Source organism: Streptomyces sp. S4.7, from assembly GCF_010384365.1.
Taxonomy (GTDB): Bacteria; Actinomycetota; Actinomycetes; order Streptomycetales; family Streptomycetaceae; genus Streptomyces.
This window is the reverse complement of sequence record NZ_CP048397.1, coordinates 1186796-1205619: the sequence shown is the minus strand read 5'-3', so window position 1 is coordinate 1205619 and position 18824 is coordinate 1186796. Positions and strand designations below refer to the sequence as shown.

General features: G+C 71.3%; 18 protein-coding genes. 12 read left to right on the top strand and 6 right to left on the bottom strand.

Features of this window, described 5'->3' with window-relative positions; all coding sequences use genetic code 11:
• The first annotated feature begins 22 nt into the window (after positions 1-22).
• Both SSPS47_RS05270 and SSPS47_RS05265 read left to right on the top strand, forming a co-directional pair.
• A complete protein-coding gene (locus tag SSPS47_RS05270; RefSeq protein WP_164249116.1) occupies positions 23-466 on the top strand; it encodes a GNAT family N-acetyltransferase in 444 nt (147 codons plus the stop codon).
• 31 nt (positions 467-497) lie between these two features.
• The gene (locus SSPS47_RS05265) at positions 498-1076 is read left to right on the top strand and encodes a histidine phosphatase family protein (RefSeq protein WP_147877315.1); all 579 of its coding nucleotides are present in this window, start codon (positions 498-500) and stop codon (positions 1074-1076) included.
• 91 nt (positions 1077-1167) lie between these two features.
• Here the strand turns inward: SSPS47_RS05265 and SSPS47_RS05260 are convergent, their stop codons facing one another.
• Genes SSPS47_RS05260 through SSPS47_RS05250 form a run of 3 tightly spaced genes read right to left on the bottom strand, consistent with a single transcriptional unit; the run spans position 1168 to position 3811 of the window.
• Positions 1168-2145, bottom strand: coding sequence for an SDR family NAD(P)-dependent oxidoreductase (locus SSPS47_RS05260; RefSeq protein WP_164249114.1), 978 nt, complete (start codon positions 2143-2145; stop codon positions 1168-1170).
• 41 nt (positions 2146-2186) lie between these two features.
• Positions 2187-3458, bottom strand: coding sequence for a sigma-70 family RNA polymerase sigma factor (locus SSPS47_RS05255; RefSeq protein ID WP_203557790.1), 1272 nt, complete (start codon positions 3456-3458; stop codon positions 2187-2189).
• Positions 3458-3811 (bottom strand): YciI family protein, encoded by a 354-nt coding sequence (locus SSPS47_RS05250; RefSeq protein ID WP_164249110.1) that lies wholly within the window; start codon positions 3809-3811, stop codon positions 3458-3460. The genes SSPS47_RS05255 and SSPS47_RS05250 overlap by 1 nt, the downstream gene beginning before the upstream one ends.
• 506 nt (positions 3812-4317) lie before the next feature.
• Between SSPS47_RS05250 and argC the strand changes: the two genes are divergently transcribed.
• Genes argC through SSPS47_RS05225 form a run of 5 tightly spaced genes read left to right on the top strand, consistent with a single transcriptional unit; the run spans position 4318 to position 9339 of the window.
• Entirely contained in the window at positions 4318-5346 is a 1029-nt protein-coding gene (gene argC, locus SSPS47_RS05245) for an N-acetyl-gamma-glutamyl-phosphate reductase (RefSeq protein ID WP_164249103.1), read from the top strand.
• A gap of 55 nt (positions 5347-5401) precedes the next feature.
• A complete protein-coding gene (gene argJ / locus SSPS47_RS05240; RefSeq protein WP_164249102.1) occupies positions 5402-6571 on the top strand; it encodes a bifunctional glutamate N-acetyltransferase/amino-acid acetyltransferase ArgJ in 1170 nt (389 codons plus the stop codon).
• Complete coding sequence (gene argB, locus SSPS47_RS05235) at positions 6568-7509, top strand: acetylglutamate kinase (protein WP_164249100.1); 942 nt, start codon at positions 6568-6570, stop codon at positions 7507-7509. The genes argJ and argB overlap by 4 nt, the downstream gene beginning before the upstream one ends.
• Positions 7506-8720, top strand: a complete 1215-nt coding sequence (locus tag SSPS47_RS05230) for an acetylornithine transaminase (RefSeq protein ID WP_164249098.1) — start codon at positions 7506-7508, stop codon at positions 8718-8720. The genes argB and SSPS47_RS05230 overlap by 4 nt, the downstream gene beginning before the upstream one ends.
• Before the next feature lie 7 nt (positions 8721-8727).
• Positions 8728-9339 carry an arginine repressor gene (locus SSPS47_RS05225; protein WP_164249096.1) on the top strand — a complete coding sequence of 204 codons (612 nt, stop codon included), beginning with the start codon at positions 8728-8730 and terminating at the stop codon, positions 9337-9339.
• Positions 9340-9363: 24 nt separating this feature from the next.
• On the opposite strand, the gene SSPS47_RS05220 is transcribed toward SSPS47_RS05225, so the two are convergent.
• A complete protein-coding gene (locus SSPS47_RS05220; RefSeq protein ID WP_164249094.1) occupies positions 9364-10077 on the bottom strand; it encodes a L,D-transpeptidase family protein in 714 nt (237 codons plus the stop codon).
• A 193-nt stretch (positions 10078-10270) separates the two neighbouring features.
• Positions 10271-10885, bottom strand: a complete 615-nt coding sequence (locus tag SSPS47_RS05215; RefSeq protein WP_164249092.1) for a pyridoxamine 5'-phosphate oxidase family protein — start codon at positions 10883-10885, stop codon at positions 10271-10273.
• Positions 10886-10960: 75 nt separating this feature from the next.
• On the opposite strand from SSPS47_RS05215, the gene SSPS47_RS05210 reads away from it, so the two are divergent.
• The 3 genes from SSPS47_RS05210 to argH all read left to right on the top strand — a co-directional run bounded on the left by SSPS47_RS05210 (position 10961) and on the right by argH (position 14221).
• Positions 10961-11347 (top strand): DUF488 family protein, encoded by a 387-nt coding sequence (locus SSPS47_RS05210; RefSeq protein ID WP_164249090.1) that lies wholly within the window; start codon positions 10961-10963, stop codon positions 11345-11347.
• Between the two features lie 103 nt (positions 11348-11450).
• A complete protein-coding gene (locus SSPS47_RS05205) occupies positions 11451-12644 on the top strand; it encodes an argininosuccinate synthase (protein ID WP_147877664.1) in 1194 nt (397 codons plus the stop codon).
• 149 nt (positions 12645-12793) lie between these two features.
• Positions 12794-14221, top strand: coding sequence for an argininosuccinate lyase (gene argH, locus SSPS47_RS05200; RefSeq protein ID WP_164249088.1), 1428 nt, complete (start codon positions 12794-12796; stop codon positions 14219-14221).
• Positions 14222-14300: 79 nt separating this feature from the next.
• Here the strand turns inward: argH and SSPS47_RS05195 are convergent, their stop codons facing one another.
• On the bottom strand, positions 14301-16520 hold the full coding sequence (locus SSPS47_RS05195; protein WP_164249086.1) for an NADP-dependent isocitrate dehydrogenase: 2220 nt from the start codon (positions 16518-16520) through the stop codon (positions 14301-14303).
• 138 nt (positions 16521-16658) lie between these two features.
• Here SSPS47_RS05195 and SSPS47_RS05190 point away from each other — a divergent pair, with 138 nt between their 5' ends.
• Together SSPS47_RS05190 and SSPS47_RS05185 are read left to right on the top strand one after the other, a co-directional pair.
• Entirely contained in the window at positions 16659-17207 is a 549-nt protein-coding gene (locus SSPS47_RS05190; RefSeq protein ID WP_164249084.1) for a TetR/AcrR family transcriptional regulator, read from the top strand.
• Complete coding sequence (locus SSPS47_RS05185; RefSeq protein ID WP_164249082.1) at positions 17204-18757, top strand: MFS transporter; 1554 nt, start codon at positions 17204-17206, stop codon at positions 18755-18757. The genes SSPS47_RS05190 and SSPS47_RS05185 overlap by 4 nt, the downstream gene beginning before the upstream one ends.
• The last annotated feature ends 67 nt before the right edge of the window (positions 18758-18824 follow it).

Sequence of the window (18824 nt, the reverse complement as noted above, 5' to 3'; positions counted from 1 at the left end):
CCCCGGCCGGCAACCTTCCGCCATGACCGAGACGACGCCCTCCGCCGCGTACGACATCTCCACCGACCCCGGGCGCCTCGACGCCGAGCGGATCCACCGCTGGCTGTCGACGGACGCGTCCTGGGCGCTCGGCCGGGACCGCGGTGTCCAGGACAGGGCGATCGCCGGGTCGCTCAACTTCGGTGCCTGCGACCCCGCGTCGGGCGAACAGGTCGCCTACGCCCGCGTCGTCACCGACCACGCCACCTTCGCCTGGCTCTGCGACGTGTGCGTCGCCCCCGTCGCCCGGGGCAAGGGGCTCGGCACCGAACTGGTCACCGCCGCACGCGACCACCTCGCCCCGCTGGGGCTGCGGCGCGTGCTGCTGGCCACGGAGCACGCCCACGGCGTCTACGAGAAAGTGGGGTTCAAGTCCCTCGAAAACCCCTTGATGTGGATGACTCCGGACCTTCAGCCCCCCTCTTGACCTGTGCGGGTTTCGGGCTCACGATCCCGGCATGAGTGTTCGGGTCACGTTGGTCGCCGCAGCGCGCAGCTCAGCCCCACTTGCCGAACGTTTCGACGACGACCGCCCCCTCGACCAGGCCGGCTGGCACGAGGTGCAGCTCCTCGCGCACGCGCTCGTGCCGCTGGCCGCCGCCGATCTGCGCTACTGCTCGCCCACCGCGCGCAGCCGCGCCACCGGGGAGGCCCTCGGCTACGCACCCCTCGTCCAGCCGGCCCTCCGGGACTGCGACATGGGCCGCTGGCGCGGCTGCACCTTCGCGGACGTCGCCGCCCGTGAACCGGCCGCCGTGGACGCCTGGCTCGCCGACCCGCGCTCGGCCCCGCACGGCGGCGAACCGCTGCTGGCGTTCATCTCCCGTATAGGCGGCTGGCTGGACACCCGACCCGCCGACGACATCGCCGCCATCGTGGCCGTCGCCGAACCGGCGGTCATCAGGGCGGCGCTCGTGTACGCCCTGCACGCCCCCGCACCGAGCTTCTGGAACGTGGACGTGCGTCCCCTGTCCACGGTGACCCTCATGGGCGGCCCCGGCCGCTGGAGCCTGCGCCTCGACGCCCGCGCGTCGTGACCCGTGACCGCGGTGCGGGCTGCCGGGACGACCACGGACCGGCGGACATCCCGAGCCGACCCGTCCTTCCGCCCCGTCACCTTCGAACCGCTCAGCCCTTCGCCGCGAAAGCGTCGACGCCCGTGAGTTCGGCGGAGAGCGCCCAGAGCCGCGCCGCCTGCTCGGGGTCCTTCGCGTACTCGCGTACGCCGCCCTTGGAGTCCGCCTCGTCGGCGGGCTCGGCGATGTCGCAGTCCTCGCAGTACACACCGCCCGCGCCGGCCAGCTGAGGAGAGGTCGCCGCCCAGACCTGTGTGGCCGCCCCCTGCTCGGGCGTCTTGAACGACCGGTTCAGCGGGTTGCCCTCCTCGTCGATCCATCCGAGGGCGACCATCTCCTCCTTGGGAAGGTGACGCTGGAGCGGCGTGAGAATGCCACCGGGGTGCAGCGAGAAGGCCCGTACACCGGAGTCCCTGCCGAGCGCGTCGAGCCGCACGGCGAACAGCACGTTGGCGGTCTTCGCCTGCCCGTACGCCTGCCACTTGTCGTAACCCCGCTCGAACTGCACGTCGTCCCAGCGGATGGGGGAGCTGCGGTGGCCCGCCGACGACACCGAGACGACGCGGGCGCCGCCGCGCTCGAGCGCCGGCCAGAGGCGGTTGACCAGGGCGTAGTGGCCGAGGTGGTTGGTCGCGAACTGCGCCTCCCAGCCAAGTCCGACGCGGGTCTCGGGGCATGCCATGATCCCGGCGTTGTCGATCATCATGTCGATGCCGCGGCCCGAGGCCAGGAACCTCTCGGCGAAGGCGCGGACACTGTCGAGGTCACCGAGGTCCAGCTCGTCCACCTCGACCTTCCCGGCTGCTCCCGAGATCCCCGCGACGGCTTCCCCGGCGACGGCGCGCCGCCGGGCGGGCACCACGACGTGGGCGCCCGCGCCGGCCAGCGCGCGCGTCGTCTCCAGGCCGAGGCCCGAGTAACCGCCGGTGACGACCGCGAGTTTCCCGGCGAGGTCGACACCCCGCAGAACCTCCTCCGCGGTGCTGGCCGCGCCGAAACCTGATCCGATCCTGTGCTGAGGAGTAGTCATGAGGCGACGGTACGTATTGGAGTGTTCTCGAAGTCAAGCGCTCACCGCGGGCGCGCCGGGCCGGGCCGGCACTCGCTCTCGCGGCGCCGCAGGAAGTCGCGCTCGGCGGCGTTCTCCGTCCGGGCGGCGGCCGCCGCGTACGCCTGCGCCGCCTCCCCGCGACGGCCGAGGCGTCCGAGCAGATCGGCGCGGACGGCGTGGAACGCGTGGTAGCCGTCGAGTTCCGCCCCGAGGGCGTCCACGAGCGTCAGCGCCGCGGCGGGCCCGTCGACCTCGGCCACGGCGACCGCCCTGTTGAGGGCGACGACCGGACCCGGAGCGAGGGCGAGCAACTGGTCGTACAGCCGGCGGATCTGCCCCCAGTCCGTCGCGGCGGCGCTCGGCGCGTCGCTGTGCACGGCGTTGACCGCCGCCTGGATCTGGTACGGGCCCGGCCGGCCTCGCCGAAGACACTGCCGCACCAGGGCCTGCCCCTCCGTGACGAGGTCGCGGTCCCAGCGGTCGCGGTCCTGGTCGGCGAGGAGCACGAGCCCTCCGTCGGCGGTGGTACGGGCGGCCCGGCGCGACTCGATCAGCAGCATGAGCGCGAGCAGCCCCCGGGCCTCGGGCTCGTCGGGCATGAGGTCGACCAGCAGCCGGCCGAGACGGACGGCCTCCTTACAGAGGTCGTCACGGACGAGCCGGTCGCCCGAACTCGCCGCGTAGCCCTCGTTGAAGATCAGATACACGACGGACAGCACCGCGTCGAGCCGGTCGGGCAGATCGGCGTCGCGCGCGATCCGGTAGGGGATCCCGGCGTCGCGGATCTTGCCCTTGGCGCGTACGAGCCGCTGCGCCATGGTCGGTTCGGGCACCAGGAAGGCATGGGCGATCTCCGCGGTGGTGAGGCCGCCGAGCAGCCGCAGGGTGAGGGCGACGCGGGCGGCGGGCGCCAGCGCGGGATGGCAGCAGGTGAAGATCAACCGGAGCCGGTCGTCACGCACGGGGCCCTCCTCGGCCGGTCCGTCGGGGGCGTACAGGAGCGCGGCCCGCGCGTAACGGTCGGCGCGGGTGGCTTCCCTGCGGAGCCGGTCGATGGCCCGGTTGCGCGCCGTGGTGATGATCCAGCCGGCCGGACTCGGCGGGACCCCGGTGTCCTGCCAGCGCGAGAGCGCCGTGGTGAACGCGTCCTGGACCGCCTCCTCGGCGATGTCGATGTCGCCGAAGACACGGACCAGGACGGACACCGCCCGGCCGTACTCCGTACGGAAGACGCGCTCGATCGCGGACCGGGAGACGGTGTCCCGCGCCGGAGCGTCCGGGGAGTCGGACATCAGCTGTCGGTCTCGCCGTGGAACGGCCGCACCTCGATGGGCAGTGTCGTCGCACGCGTGGCCTTCGCCCCCCATTCGAGGGCCGCGTCCAGATCGGGCGCGCGGACGATGCACAGTCCGCCGAGAAACTCCTTGCTCTCGGTGTACGGCCCGTCGGTCATGAGCACGTGGCCGTCCTCGACCCGTACGACGGTGGCGGTGTCCGGGGAGTGCAGTCCGCCGGCGAAGACCCAGCCGCCCGCGGTCTTCAGCTCGTCGTGGAAGGCGTCGAGACTGCGGCCGATCTCCGCCAGGACATCGGCGGCGGGCGGTTCTCCGGCGGGCTGGATCACGCTGAGCAGATAGTGCTTCATTCCGGTTCCTCCTCGGTGCGGGTGGTGCGGGTGGTGCGGGTGGTGCGGGCGTGGTCGGCGACGGTTCGCCGACCTCTCACCGTCCATACGAACGGCGGCGGCCCGGATCGACACGCGGAGGAGAAACCGGTCGGATATTTCTCAGCCCCACTCCTCGGAGCAGCGGACACAGGTCTCCCAGTGCGGCAGCGCGCTCAGGATCCGGTGCCGTACGCAGGACGCCGTCGCCGCCTCGTCCGGGCCGGGAAAACGCCCGTCCCGCGATGGGTCCGTACGGCGGCGGCCCGGCCGGCGTCCGAACTCGGCCCACGTGCGTTCCCGACGTCGTCGACGGCGCACATGACGCGACGGATGCCCGGCGTACTCGCCGACACGTCCTCGGGCTCGGGGTGGACCGCCTTCGGCAGGTCGGACATCGTCGGCTCCGGCCCACCCCGGCCGGGAAATCGTCATTGCATAAAGCTGCGAAGCTACGTATAGTCATGCCATCGACGAGGAGGGCTTCGATGGCAGTACGTGCAGCGGTGGCGGGAGCCAGTGGATACGCCGGCGGGGAATTGCTCCGGCTGCTCCTGGGGCACCCCGGGGTCGTGATCGGCGCCCTGACCGGCAACTCTAATGCCGGTCAACTTCTCGGTGCCCTCCAGCCCCACCTCGGGCCGCTGGCCGACCGTGTGCTGGAGCCCACCACCACCGAGGTCCTCGCCCGGCACGACGTGGTCTTTCTCGCGTTGCCGCACGGGCAGTCCGCCGCCGTAGCCGAGCGGCTCGGCGACGACGCGCTCGTCGTCGACATGGGCGCGGACTTCCGGCTGAAGGACGCCGCCGACTGGGAGGCGTTCTACGGCTCCGCCCATGCCGGTACCTGGCCCTACGGGCTTCCCGAACTGCCGGGCGCCCGCGCCGCGTTGGAGGGGTCCAGGCGCGTCGCGGTGCCCGGCTGCTATCCGACGGCCGTCTCGCTCGCGCTCTTCCCCGCGTACGGCGCGGGGCTCGTGGAGCCCGAGGCCGTCATCACCGCCGCCACCGGTACCTCCGGGGCGGGCAAGGCGGTCAAGCCGCATCTGCTCGGCTCCGAGGTCATGGGCTCCATGAGCCCGTACGGCGTCGGCGGCGGACACCGGCACACCCCCGAGATGATCCAGAACCTCAGCGCGGCGGCCGGGGAACGCGTCGGTGTCTCCTTCACCCCCACCCTCGCCCCCATGTCACGCGGCATCCTCGCCACCTGCTCGGCGAAGGCGAGGCCGGACGTGAGCGCGGCGGAGGTGCGCGGCGCGTACGAGAAGGCGTTCGCCGAGGAGGCGTTCGTGACGCTCCTGCCCGAGGGGCAGTGGCCGGCGACCGCGTCCGTGTACGGCTCCAACACCGCGCAGGTCCAGGTCGTCCTCGACGAGGACGCCCGGCGCGTCATCGCGATCAGCGCCATCGACAACCTCACCAAGGGCACCGCCGGCGGCGCGGTCCAGAGCATGAACATCGCGCTCGGGCTGCCCGAGGAGACCGGTCTCCCGGCCACCGGAGTCGCACCGTGAGCAGCCACCCCAACGGGGCGAGAGACACCAACACCCACCCGACCAAGGAGATGCAGTGAGCGTCACCGCAGCAGGCGGATTCACGGCGGCGGGCATCACCGCCGGGATCAAGGACAGCGGCACCCCGGACCTGGCCCTCGTGGTCAACACCGGCCCGCGCCGCGCCGCCGCCGGCGTGTTCACCTCCAACCGGGTCAAGGCCGCCCCCGTCCTCTGGTCGGAGCAGGTCGTCAAGGGCGGCCGGATCTCCGCCGTCGTCCTCAACTCCGGTGGTGCCAACGCCTGTACGGGCCCCAAGGGCTTCCAGGACACCCACGCCACCGCCGAGAAGGCCGCCGAGGTGCTCAACCAGGCCGCCCCCGAGAGCCACAGCCCCGGCGAGATCGCCGTCGCCTCCACCGGGCTCATCGGCATCAACCTCCCGATGGACAAGCTCCTGCCGGGCATCGAGAAGGCGGCCGCCGAACTCTCCGCGCACGGCGGCGAGAAGGCCGCCATCGCCATCAAGACCACCGACAGCGTGCACAAGACGGCCGTCGTGAGCGGCGACGGCTGGACCGTCGGCGGGATGGCCAAGGGCGCCGGCATGCTCGCCCCCGGCCTCGCCACCATGCTCGTCGTTCTCACCACCGACGCCGACGTCGACAGCCCCGCGCTCGACTCGGCCCTGCGCGCCGCCACCCGGACCACCTTCGACCGGGTCGACTCCGACGGCTGCATGTCCACCAACGACACCGTGCTGCTCCTCGCCTCCGGCGCCTCCCGGGTGACGCCCGGCCGGGCGGAGTTCGCGGAGGCCGTCCGCGCGGTCTGCGACGACCTGGGCCGCCAGCTCATCGGCGACGCCGAGGGCGCCAGCAAGGACATCCGTATCGAGGTGATCAACGCGGCGACCGAGGACGACGCCGTCGAGGTCGGCCGCTCCGTCGCCCGTAACAACCTCCTCAAGTGCGCACTGCACGGCGAGGACCCCAACTGGGGCCGTGTGCTGTCGGCGATCGGTACGACCTCCGCCGCCTTCGACCCCGACCGGCTGAACGTCGCCATCAACGACGTCTGGGTATGCAGGAACGGCTCGGTCGGTGACGACCGCGACCTCGTCGACATGCGCTTCCGGGAGGTACGGATCACCGCCGACCTCGCGGCCGGCACGGAGTCCGCGGTCATCTGGACCAACGACCTCACCGCCGACTACGTACACGAGAACAGCGCGTACAGCTCATGACCGCGCGCAAGCACACCGCCCTGCCCAAGGCGCAGATCCTCATCGAGGCGCTGCCCTGGCTCACCCGTCACAACGGCAAGATCGTCGTCATCAAGTTCGGCGGCAACGCCATGGTGGACGAGGACCTCAAGGCCGCGTTCGCCCAGGACGTCGTCTTCCTGCGGCAGGCCGGCCTCAAGCCGGTCGTCGTGCACGGCGGCGGCCCCCAGATCAGCGCGCAGCTCGACCGGCACGGGCTGGTCAGCGAGTTCAAGGCCGGGCTGCGGGTCACCACGCCCGAGGCGATGGACGTCGTACGGATGGTGCTCGCCGGCCAGGTCCAGCGTGAACTCGTCGGACTGCTCAACCAGCACGGTCCGCTCGCCGTCGGCTTGACGGGCGAGGACGCGCACACCATCTCGGCGACCCGGCACCGGCCCCGTATCGACGGCGAACTCGTCGACATCGGCCGCGTCGGGGAGATCACCGCCATCGACCCCGGCGCCATCGAGGCCCTGCTCGCCGACGGCCGTATCCCCGTCATCTCCTCGATCGCGCGCAGCGCCGACGACGGACACGTCTACAACGTCAACGCCGACACCGCCGCCGCCGCGCTCGCCGCGGCGCTCGGGGCCGAGACGCTCATGGTCCTCACCGACGTCGAGGGCCTGTACGAGGACTGGCCGAACAACGACGACGTCATCAGCAGGCTCACCGCGACCGAGCTGGAGAAGCTGCTGCCCGAGCTGTCCAGCGGCATGGTGCCGAAGATGGAGGGCTGTCTGTTCGCCGTGCGCAACGGGGTCAACACCGCCCGCGTGCTCGACGGCCGCGTACAGCACTCGATCCTGCTGGAGATCTTCACCGACGAAGGCATCGGCACGATGGTCGTCCCCGACGGCCGGGAGCCGGTCGAACCGACAGAGATCGCACCGCTCACAGAAGGGGGAGCATCATGACCGACGACAGCAACCAGGAGCTCGCGCGGCGCTGGCGGCACGTCATGGCCGACAACTACGGCACCCCGCCCCTCTCCCTCGTGCGCGGCGACGGGGCCACCGTCTGGGACGCCGACGGCACCGCGTACACCGACTTCGTCGCCGGTATCGCAGTGAACGCCCTCGGACACGCGCACCCCGCCGTCGTCGAGGCGGTCTCCCGGCAGATCGCCTCCCTCGGGCACGTGTCGAACCTGTACGTCGCCGGCCCGCCCGTCGCCCTCGCCGAACGGCTCATCGACCTCGCCGACCGCCCCGGCCGGGTCTTCTTCTGCAACTCCGGCGCCGAGGCGAACGAGGCCGCGTTCAAGATCGGCCGGCTCACCGGCCGCGGGCACATGGTCGCCACCGACGGCGGCTTCCACGGGCGCACGATGGGCGCGCTCGGGCTCACCGGGCAGCCGGGCAAGCGGGAGCCGTTCCTGCCGCTGCCCGGTGATGTCACGCACGTTCCGTACGGAGACGCCGACGCGCTCAGGGCCGCCGTCACCGAGGAGACCGCGCTGCTGATCATCGAGCCCATCCAGGGGGAGAACGGCGTCGTCGTCCCGCCGAAGGGATACCTGGAGGCGGCGCGGGAGATCACCCGCGCGACCGGCACCCTGCTGGTGCTCGACGAGGTCCAGACGGGTGTCGGCCGGACCGGGCACTGGTTCGAGTACCAGGCCCACCAGAGTGTCGAGCCCGATGTCGTCACGCTCGCCAAGGGGCTCGGCGGGGGTCTGCCGCTCGGCGCGACCCTGGCGTTCGGCCCGGCGGCCGACCTGCTCAAGCCCGGCCAGCACGGGACGACCTTCGGCGGAAACCCCGTCGCGTGCGCCGCCGGACTCGCCGTGCTGGACACGCTCGGCGCCGACGGCGCGCTCGACCAGGTGAAGCGGCTGGGGGAGCGGCTGCGGGACGGAATCGAGGCGCTCGGACACCCCCTGGTCTCGCATGTCCGTGGCGCGGGGCTGCTGCTGGGTATCGTGCTCACCGGGTCCCTCGCGCCGCGGGTGCAGCAGGCGGCTCAGGATGCCGGTCTCCTGGTGAACGCGCCAGCTCCCGATGTCGTACGGCTCATGCCACCGCTGATCATCGGCGACGACGAGGTGGACACGTTCCTCCGGGCCCTGCCGGGCATCCTCGACACCGCACAGGGGACCGACGGGGACGGACGATCCGGGGAATGAGACGACGATGACCGAGGCGCAGGCACCCGAGCACAACGGGATCGAAGCGAACGGCACCAACGGCAACGGCACGCACGGCGCCGAGGGCGGGAACGGCGCGGCCGAGCACAGCGGCCCGTCCGTCCCGCAGACCCGCACGGCGCGGCACCGCCGGATCGTGGACATCCTCAACCGGCAGCCGGTCCGCAGCCAGAGCCAGCTCGCCAAGCTCCTCGCCGACGACGGTCTGAGCGTCACGCAGGCGACGCTCTCGCGCGATCTGGACGAGCTGGGCGCCGTGAAGATCCGCAACACCGGCGGCGAGCTGATCTACGCGGTCCCCAGCGAGGGCGGCTACCGCACCCCGCACGCCCCGCTCGGTGAGTCCGCGAAGGAGGAGCGCATGCGCCGGCTCTCCGGCGAACTGCTCATCTCCGCCGAGGCGTCCGCCAATCTCGTGGTGCTCCGTACGCCGCCGGGCGCCGCCCAGTTCCTCGCCTCGGCCATCGACCAGGCCGAACTCCGGCCGATCCTCGGTACCATCGCGGGCGACGACACGCTGCTGCTGATCAGCCGCGACCCGGCGGGCGGGCAGGCGCTCGCGGACCATCTGCTGCGGCTGGCCCAGAAGGACGGCTGACCGGGGGAGCCGGGCCGGCGGGGGTCAGTAGTTCGTGAGCGCCGTGCGCCCCGACTCCGTGCCCACCGCGATGTGCGGTGAGCGCCCGGGGTCGGCCCACGCCAGGATGCGGCTCATCGCCCCGGCGGGCACGGAGACACAACCGGCCGTCGCGCCCTTGCCGTCGACGTGCAGGAAGATCGCGGCGCCCCGGCCGCGCACGGGCCGCTCGTAGTTGAAGCCGATGACCAGGGCGTGGGCGTACTGCGTGCCGAAGTCGGTCAGCTTCTCGGCCTCACCGGCCCGGCAGTCGGCCGGCAGGCCCTCGACCCACCGGTTGTACGCGCGCGAGTCGTTGTCCTGGCACCACCAGGACCGGTCGGTCACCGGGCGGTACGGGTAACGGGTCCCCTTCGGCGCCGGCCGGATGCCGAACGCGTAGGGCAGGTCGTAGAGCCCGGTGGGTGTGGTCGAGGTGCCCTGCCGGCGCTCGGTGCCCCGGACCAGTCCGCCCGCGCCGAACCGCGCGTCCGCCGACCCCGCCGCCACCCAGCGCCCGCCGCGCCGGTCCCACCAGGTGACGCGGCCCGTGGTCGCGCCGGTGGTCGCGGCCTCGGCGGTGATCAGCTGACTGCCGCCGCCGGTGTCGGCCATCCGCTCGGGCAGTGGCACGGAGGTGTCCGAGGGTACGACGGGTCCCGCGGCGACCGTGGCGGTGACGGCGAGCAGGACGGAGCCGAGCGTGCGAAGGACGCGCATGCTCGGACCGTATGCCGGTCGCGACTTGACCGCCTCTCCAGACGGAGGATCGCATCCGTACCGGGCGTACTCGGGCGAGTCCGACAACGCGGCGGGCGTGCGTGCCGCGTTGTCGTCGGTCGCCAACGCTCCGCGTTGCGATCGCACGCACCGGACCCCGCTCCCTGATCCGGCCTGATCCGAACGACAGACCCTAGGCCGTACGGGGTTCAAGGGTCTCGGCGGGGGTGTCCGTGCGCGCGGGGAGCGGTAGTGGCAGCGCGGGCAGGCCGTCCAGGCTCACGCCCACGAACTCCTTCTTCTCGCAGTACGCCGCGAACTCGTCGTCCGACTTCCTGCCGAAGTGCTCCGCGTGCTGGGTGCGCTCCTCCCGGTAGTCCATGAAGGGGACGGCGAATCCACAGGAATCGCTGATCCGTACCGCGGTGACCAGGATGATCGCCCGTGCGCTCGGCCCGTCCGCGTCCCCGAACCGTGCGATGTACCCGCCCCAGCGCGGGTCGTCGCGGAAGACCGGCTCGCCGCGCCCGTGCACCCGCAGGATCTTCGGCGGCCCGGTGAACGCGCACCACATCAGCGTGATGCGGCCGTTCTCCCGCAGGTGCGCGATGGTCTCGGCGCCGCTGCCGCCGAAGTCGAGATACGCGAGCGTCGACTCGTCCAGCACGACGAGGCTGCCCGAGCGGCCCTTGGGCGAGAGGTTGACATGCCCGTCGTCGGCGCGAGGGGCCGTTGCGGTGAAGAACAGGGGCTGTTGTTCGATGAAGGTGCGAATGCGGCCATCGATCCGTTCGTAGTGCTTTCCCATGACATCTATTGTCGGCGCCGAATGTCGCGCGCGTCGAGACGTTTCCCAGCGAGTGAACCGGACGGGACGGGACGCATGACCGAGAAGAAGCCGGCACACGGGGTACGGATCCGGCGGGTCTACGAGGCGGCGGAGCCGGGCGACGGCACGCGGGTGCTCGTCGACCGCCTCTGGCCGCGCGGGCTCGCCAAGACCGACGCCGTGTTCGACGACTGGCTGAAAACGGCGGCCCCGTCCGCCGAACTGCGGAAGTGGTACGGGCACGATCCGCGGAAGTACCCGGAATTCGCCGACCGATACCGCGAGGAACTGGCCGAAGCCGGTTCGGCCGCCTCGGAGGCCCTCGAACGGCTCGTGGAGCTGGCCGCCGAAGGCACGCTCACCCTTCTCACGGCCACCAAGGACCTGGAGCACAGCCATCCACGGGTACTGGTGGCCGAGATCACGGAGAGCGACGGGTGATGCGGGGAGCGTGTTCGGGCCGACCTGCCGGGACCGCGTTGACAAAACATACGGTGGACTGCATAGTTATACCCGTCAGCGTATGCACCGTTAGGAGAAACCCGTGACCGAGCGCGTCGTACTCGCCTACTCGGGGGGCCTGGACACCTCCGTCGCCATCGGCTGGATCGCCGAGGAGACGGGCGCCGAGGTCATCGCCGTCGCCGTGGATGTCGGTCAGGGCGGCGAGGACCTCGACGTCATCCGCAAGCGCGCGCTCGCCTGTGGTGCCGTCGAGGCCGAGGTCGCCGACGCCAAGGACGAGTTCGCCGACGAGTACTGCCTCCCGGCGATCAAGGCCAACGCGCTCTACATGGACCGCTACCCGCTGGTCTCGGCCCTCTCCCGGCCGACGATCGTCAAGCACCTCGTGGCCGCCGCCAAGAAGCACGGCGCCGACACCGTCGCCCACGGCTGCACCGGCAAGGGCAACGACCAGGTCCGCTTCGAGGCCGGCATCGTCGCCCTCGCCCCCGAGCTGAAGTGCATCGCCCCGGTCCGCGACTACGCGATGACCCGTGACAAGGCGATCGCCTTCTGCGAGGAGAAGAACCTCCCGATCGCGACCACCAAGAAGTCCCCGTACTCCATCGACCAGAACGTCTTCGGACGGGCGGTCGAGACGGGCTTCCTGGAGGACATCTGGAACGGCCCGATCGAGGACATCTACGAGTACACGTCCAACCCGGCCGAGCACCGCGACGCCGACGAGGTCGTCATCTCCTTCAAGGAGGGCGTCCCGGTCGCCATCGACGGCAAGCCGGTCACGGTCCTCCAGGCGATCCAGCAGCTGAACGAGCGGGCGGGCGCCCAGGGCATCGGCCGGATCGACATGGTCGAGGACCGGCTCGTCGGCATCAAGTCCCGTGAGGTGTACGAGGCCCCGGGCGCGATCGCGCTGATCACCGCGCACCAGGAGCTGGAGAACGTCACCGTCGAGCGCGAGCTGGCCCGCTACAAGCGGCAGGTCGAGCAGCGGTGGGGCGAGATGGTCTACGACGGTCTGTGGTTCTCCCCGCTGAAGCGCGCCCTGGACGGCTTCATCAACGAGGCCAACCAGCACGTCACCGGCGACATCCGGATGACCATGCACGGCGGCCGTGCCGTCGTCACCGGCCGGCGCTCGGAGGAGTCGCTCTACGACTTCAACCTGGCGACGTACGACTCGGGCGACACCTTCGACCAGTCCAAGGCGCAGGGCTTCATCGAGCTGTTCGGTCTCTCGGCCAAGATCGCCGCGAAGCGCGACCAGGCGTAGTCCCTCTCCCCGCCACACTCCTACCCGAATGTCCTCGATCGCCGGGCGGGCTCATAATGAGCCCGCCCGGCGATCGAGGACCGGGGCCCGGGCAGAGCCCCGGCCCCGCTCGCCGCACCAGCGCGACGCACTCAAGGAGCACCCCCGTAGTGAGCAGCAACACCGGCGACGTCCGGCTCTGGGGCGGCCGTTTCGCCGACGGCCCCGCCGAGGCCCTGGCCAAGCTGTCGGCCTCCGTGCACTTCGACTGGCGCCTCGCGCCGTACGACGTCGCGGGCTCCCGCGCGCACGCGCGCGTGCTCAGCAGAGCCGGCCTCCTGACCGAGGAGGAGCTGGACCGGATGCTCGCCGGGCTCGACCGGCTGGAGGCGTCCGTCGCCGACGGCTCCTTCACCGGCACGATCGCCGACGAGGACGTCCACACCGCACTGGAGCGTGGCCTCCTCGAACAGCTCGGCGCGGACCTCGGCGGCAAGCTGCGCGCCGGCCGGTCCCGCAACGATCAGGTCGCCACCCTCTTCAAGATGTATCTGCGCGACCACGCGCGGATCATCGGCGGCCTGATCGCCGAACTCCAGGACGCGCTCGTCTCACTCGCCGAGGCGCACCCGGACGTGGCCATGCCGGGCCGTACGCATCTCCAGCACGCTCAGCCGGTGCTCTTCGCCCACCATGTGCTGGCGCATGTGCAGTCCCTGTCGCGCGACGCGGAGCGGCTGCGGCAGTGGGACGAGCGGACGGCGGTCTCGCCGTACGGCTCCGGCGCGCTGGCCGGCTCGTCGCTCGGGCTCGACCCGGAGGCGGTCGCCGCCGACCTCGGCTTCGAGCACGGTTCGGCCGCCAACTCGATCGACGGCACCGCCTCGCGGGACTTCGTCGCCGAGTTCGCCTTCATCACCGCGATGATCGGCGTGAACCTCTCGCGGATCGCCGAAGAGGTCATCATCTGGAACACGAAGGAGTTCTCCTTCGTCACGCTCCACGACGCGTTCTCCACGGGCTCGTCGATCATGCCGCAGAAGAAGAACCCCGACATCGCGGAGCTGGCCCGCGGCAAGTCGGGCCGGCTCATCGGCAACCTCACCGGCCTGCTGGCCACGCTCAAGGCGCTGCCGCTCGCGTACAACCGCGATCTCCAGGAGGACAAGGAGCCGGTCTTCGACTCCTGCGACCAACTGGAGGTCCTGCTCCCCGCGTTCACCGGCATGATGGCAACCCTCACGGTCAACCGCGAGCGGATGGCGGAGCTGGCCCCCGCCGGATTCTCCCTCGCCACCGACATCGCCGAATGGCTGGTCAGGCAGGGTGTGCCGTTCCGGGTCGCGCACGAGGTCGCGGGCGAGTGCGTCAAGGTGTGCGAGAGGCAGGGGATCGAGCTCGACGAGCTGACCGACGACCAGTTCGCCGCGATCTCCGAGCATCTGACGCTGGAGGTCCGTGGCGTCCTCAACGTCTCCGGCGCACTGGCGTCCCGTGACGGGCGCGGGGGTACGGCGCCCTCGGCGGTCGCCGTCCAGCTCGCCGAGGTGAAGACGGACCTGGCGCTCCAGCACGCGTGGGCGACGGCGAAGGGGTAAGCGCGGAAGCGGCCGGAAACGAGAGCGCCGGACGGGCTCCTGTCGAGCCCGTCCGGCGCTCTCGCGTCGCGCGGTCGGATCAACCCAGCGTCGAGATCGCCTGGTTGAACGTCTTCGACGGCCGCATCACGGCTTCCGCCTTGGCCGGGTCCGGCTGGTAGTAACCGCCGATGTCGACGGGCGAGCCCTGCACGGCGAGCAGCTCGTCCACGATCGTCCGCTCCTGCTCGGCGAGCGTCCCGGCGAGGGCCGTGAACGCCTCGGCGAGCTGTGCGTCCTCGGTCTGCTTCGCCAGCTCCTGCGCCCAGTAGAGCGCCAGGTAGAAGTGGCTGCCGCGGTTGTCGATCCCGCCGACCTTGCGGCTGGGCGACTTGTTCTCGCTCAGGAACGTGCCGGTGGCGCGGTCGAGCGTGTCGGCCAGCACCTGGGCCCGCGCGTTGCCCGTCGTCGTCGCGAGGTGCTCGAAGCTGACGGCCAGCGCGAGGAACTCGCCGAGGCTGTCCCAGCGCAGGTAGTCCTCCTTGACGAGCTGCTGCACGTGCTTGGGGGCCGAGCCGCCCGCGCCGGTCTCGAAGAGCCCGCCGCCGTTGATGAGCGGCACGACCGAGAGCATCTTGGCGCTCGTACCGAGCTCCAGGATCGGGAAGAGGTCGGTCAGGTAGTCACGCAGGACGTTGCCGGTGACCGAGATGGTGTCCTCACCGCGCCGGATGCGCTCCAGCGAGAACGCGATGGCCTCGACCGGCGTCATGATCTCGATGCGCAGCCCCTCGGTGTCGTGCTCGGGCAGGTACGCGTTCACCTTGGCGATCAGGTTGGCGTCGTGCGCGCGGCCCTCGTCCAGCCAGAACACGGCCGGGTTCCCGGTGGCGCGGGCGCGGGTGACGGCGAGCTTGACCCAGTCCTGGATCGGCACGTCCTTGGTCTGGCACATGCGGAACACGTCGCCGGCGCTGACCGTCTGCTCCAGTACGGCGGTGCCCGCCGCGTCCACGACGCGCACCGTGCCGGTGGCGGGGATCTCGAAGGTCTTGTCGTGGCTGCCGTACTCCTCGGCCGCCCGCGCCATCAGGCCGACGTTGGACACCGAGCCCATGGTCGACGGGTCGTAGGCGCCGTTGGCGCGGCAGTCGTCGATGACAACCTGGTAGATGCCCGCGTAGCTGCTGTCGGGGATGACGGCGAGCGTGTCGGCCTCGCCGCCGTCCGGGCCCCACATGTGGCCGGAGGTACGGATCATGGCCGGCATGGAGGCGTCGACGATGACATCGCTCGGCACGTGCAGGTTGGTGATGCCCTTGTCGGAGTCGACCATCGCCAGCGCGGGACCCTCGGCCAGCTCGGCCGTGAAGGACTCCGCGATCGCCGCTCCCTCGGGCAGCGACTCAAGGCCCTTGAGGATGCCGCCGAGACCGTCGTTCGGGCTCAGACCGGCCGCCGCGAGGGTGTGGCCGTGCTCCGCGAACGTCTTGGGGAAGAAGGCGCGCACGGTGTGACCGAAGATGATCGGGTCGGAGACCTTCATCATCGTGGCCTTCAGGTGCACCGAGAACAGCACGTCCTCGGCCTTGGCACGGGCGATCTGCGCCGTGAGGAACTCACGCAGCGCCGCCACGCGCATCGCGGACGCGTCCACGACCTCGCCGGCCAGCACGGGTACCGACTCGCGCAGGACGGTGGTGTTCCCGTCGTCGCCCACCAGCTCGATCCGCAGCGTGCCGTCCTCGGCGATCACGGCGGACTTCTCGGTGGAGCGGAAGTCGTCGGCGTCCATGTGCGCGACGTTCGTCTTGGACTCGGCGGTCCAGGCGCCCATCCGGTGCGGGTGCGCCTTGGCGTAGTTCTTGACCGAGGCGGGGGCGCGGCGGTCCGAGTTGCCCTCGCGCAGCACCGGGTTCACGGCGCTGCCCTTGACCTTGTCGTAGCGTGCCCGTACGTCCTTGTCCTCGTCCGACTTCGGGTCGTCCGGGTAGTCGGGGAGCGCGTACCCCTGCTGCTGGAGCTCCGCGATCGCCGCCTTCAGCTGCGGGATCGACGCCGAGATGTTCGGCAGCTTGATGATGTTGGCCGCGGGGGTCTTGGCGAGGGCGCCCAGCTCCGCGAGCGCGTCGTCGATCCGCTGTCCCTCTTCGAGACGGTCGGCGAATCCGGCGATGATCCGCCCCGCCAGAGAGATGTCACGGCGCTCCACCGTGACCCCGGCCGTCGAGGCATAGGCCTCGACCACAGGCAGGAACGAGTACGTGGCCAAGGCCGGGGCCTCGTCGGTGTGCGTGTAAATGATGGTCGAGTCTGTCACCGGCTGCTCCGCTCAACGTCTGCAACATTGCTCGACATCAAGATATCCCTTGGAGGGCTCCCGTTCGACAGCGCCCTGTACTGAGCGGCGTTCGTATTGAATGAGACATCGGTGTCTCATTTGGTCTATGGTTGTCTCATGACAGTCGATCGCGACCAGGTGCTGCGTACGGCCGCCGCCCTCCTCACCCGCAAGGCCACCGCCACCATGGACGAGGTCGCGCGGGCCTCCGGGATCGGCCGGGCCACCCTGCACCGGCACTTCGCGGGACGCGACGCCCTGGTCAGGGCGCTGGAGGAGTCCGGCATCCAGGAGTTCGAAGCGGCGCTCGACGCGGCACGGACGGACGAGGGCCCCGCGGGCGACGCGGTCCGCCGGCTCATCGCCCGGGTCGAGCCCGCCGCCGGACTGCTGGCCTTCCTCGTCACCGAGAACCAGCTCTTCGAGGGCGAGGTCAACGAGGGGTGGGACAGGCTCGACGCCCGCGTCGCCGCGCTCTTCCGGCGCGGACAGGAGCGGGGCGAGTTCCGGATCGATCTGCCCCCCGCCTGGCTCACCGAGGCCTTCTACGGACTCATCGGCAGCTGCGCGTGGGCCGTCCAGGACGGACGGGTCGCCCCCAAGGACTTTCAGTACATGATCGCCGAGTTGCTGCTCGGCGGAGCACGACGGAGCGTGGAGCAATGATCATCACCGACCGGCCGGCGGCGGACCGCCGGTACCAGCCGGGGCGCTGGCTCGCCCTCTCGGTGCTCGTCCTGGCCGTGCTGCTGGTGGCCGTCGACGCCACGGTCCTCGGCCTCGCCACTCCGTTCCTCAGCGAGGACCTCAAGCCGTCGGGCACCCAGCTGCTCTGGATCGGCGACATCTACTCGTTCGTCATCGCCGGCCTGCTCGTCTCCATGGGCAGCCTCGGCGACCGGATCGGCCGCAAGAAGCTGCTCCTGACCGGCGCGGTCGCCTTCGGCGCCGTCTCCGTCCTCAACGCCTACGCCACCAGCCCGGAGATGATGATCGTCGCGCGGGCGCTGCTGGGTGTCGCGGGCGCCACACTGATGCCGTCCACGCTCGCCCTGATCCGCAACATCTTCCACGACCCGAGGGAGCGCAGCCTCGCCATCGGCATCTGGGGCGCCGCGGCCTCGGCGGGCGCCGCCGTGGGCCCGGTCGTCGGCGGATTCCTGCTGGAGCACTTCTGGTGGGGCTCGGTCTTCCTGATCAACCTGCCCGTCATGGCCGTCCTCGTCGTCGTCGGCGTGAAGCTGCTGCCCGAGTCGAAGAACCCCGCACCCGGCCCCTGGGACATGCGCAGCGTGCTGCTGTCCCTCGTGGGGATCGTCGGTGTCGTGTACGCCATCAAGGAAGCCGCCGCGCACGGGATGCGCTGGGACATCGCCGCGGCCGCGGTGGTCGGCGTCGGCGCGCTGATCGTGTTCGTACGGCGACAGCTCACGATCCGCCACCCGCTGCTCGACATGCGGCTGTTCAGGAACCGGGGCTTCTCCGGGGCCGTGCTGGCCGATCTGCTGACCATCCTCGGCCTGTCGGGGCTCGTCTTCTTCCTCTCGCAGTATCTGCAACTCGTGCAGGGGCGCGGCCCGTTGGAGGCGGGCGTCGCCGAACTGCCCGCCGCCGTCGGCGCCGTGACGGCGGGGCTGCTCGCCGGCCGGGCCGCCCGCCGGTTCTCCGTACGGCTGGTGGTGGCCGGCGGCCTCGCCGGTGTCGGCCTGGCGACCGCCGCGCTCGTCCTGCTGTCCGAGGACACCGGCTACCCGCTGCTCGGCGGCGTGCTGCTGGTCGTCGGCGTCGGCGCGGGATTCTCCTTCACCGTGACGGCGGACGTGATCCTCTCCAGCGTTCCCAAGGAACAGGCGGGCGCGGCGTCGGCGGTGTCGGAGACGGCGTACGAACTGGGCGCCGCGCTCGGTATCGCGCTCCTCGGCTCGATCGTCACCGGCGTCTACCGGGGCTTCCCGACACCGGCGGGCGTACCGGCGGAGACGGCCTCGGCCGCCCACGAGTCCCTGGGCGGCGCGGTCGAGGCGGCCGGCGCGGTCCCCGGCCACCAGGCCGCGGAACTGGTCGCCGCGGCGCAGGAGGCGTTCGTCCACGGCCTGCGCATCGCGGCGGGCGCGGGAGCGGCGGTGCTGCTCGCGACCTCGGTGGTCGCGTGGTTCCTGCTGCGCGGTCAGAAGCTGGAGGAGGAAGTGGAGAAGCAGCCCTCGTCCGTACGGTGACCGGACCGGACCGGACCGGACCGGACCGGACCGGTCACCGGCGCCCGGTGACCGTGCCCCGGAGCGG